Source organism: Shewanella pneumatophori, assembly GCF_023283895.1.
In the GTDB taxonomy this organism is placed as follows: Bacteria; Pseudomonadota; Gammaproteobacteria; order Enterobacterales; family Shewanellaceae; genus Shewanella; species Shewanella pneumatophori.
The window spans coordinates 1-674 of record NZ_JAKILB010000038.1 but is presented as its reverse complement, the minus strand read 5'-3'; the positions used below and the strand labels follow the sequence as shown (position 1 = coordinate 674).

2 protein-coding genes are annotated in these 674 nt (G+C 42.3%); one reads left to right on the top strand and one right to left on the bottom strand.

Annotation, left to right across the window (positions count from 1 at the left end):
- Window positions 1–240, top strand: a 240-nt coding sequence (locus L2740_RS21390) for a hypothetical protein (RefSeq protein WP_248952003.1), incomplete at its 5' end; no start/stop codon positions are given.
- Between the two features lie 7 nt (window positions 241–247).
- Here the strand turns inward: L2740_RS21390 and L2740_RS21385 are convergent.
- A partial coding sequence (locus L2740_RS21385) for an IS110 family RNA-guided transposase (protein ID WP_248952002.1) occupies window positions 248–674 on the bottom strand: 427 nt, incomplete at its 5' end.

The following is a 674-nucleotide window of genomic DNA, read 5'->3' as shown; positions in this document are numbered from 1 at the left end:
TATATGGACACCTCACTTAATTCAAGCGATATTATTGAGCAACAGTGGGTAAAACTGCATACGTATATCCGGCCTGTTTATGAGAAAGTATTATTCTCTGGCCCTAATGAGTACCGCGCCTTTGTAGCTTATCGTCCCTACGGGTTTATATGCTCCCGTGTACTTTCTCAGCATTGGCAAAGGCCGGTTTTACCTGTTACTTCATTACACTTATCGCATCGTTGGGTGTGTTACTACTAAACTCTTTCTAATTAGCTCTGTATTCTGTTTGGTTGTACAACATTGACCAAATTATTCGTGCTAGTTTATTAGCTACCGCAACTGCAGCCTTGTGCTTACCCCGACGTTCAATCAACTTTTTCGCCCAGACTGATATTCGGTCTGTACTCTTTCCGACATATCGTATGATTGACCAAGCTCCCTGGACAAGAAGCCGCCTTAGGTAGCTATTGCCACGCTTAGTTATTTTACCTAGTTTTTGCTTACCGCCACTTGAGTACTCTCTTGGAACCAATCCCAAATTAGCTGCAAAGTGACGACCATTATGATAATGCGTACCGTTGCCAGCAAAGGCGACTGCAGCTGTTGCTGTAATTTCTGCAACACCTTTTATGCCTATTAACCTACTGGCCTGATGATTCAATTTAGCTTGGCTTTTGATATTTTTTTCTAAG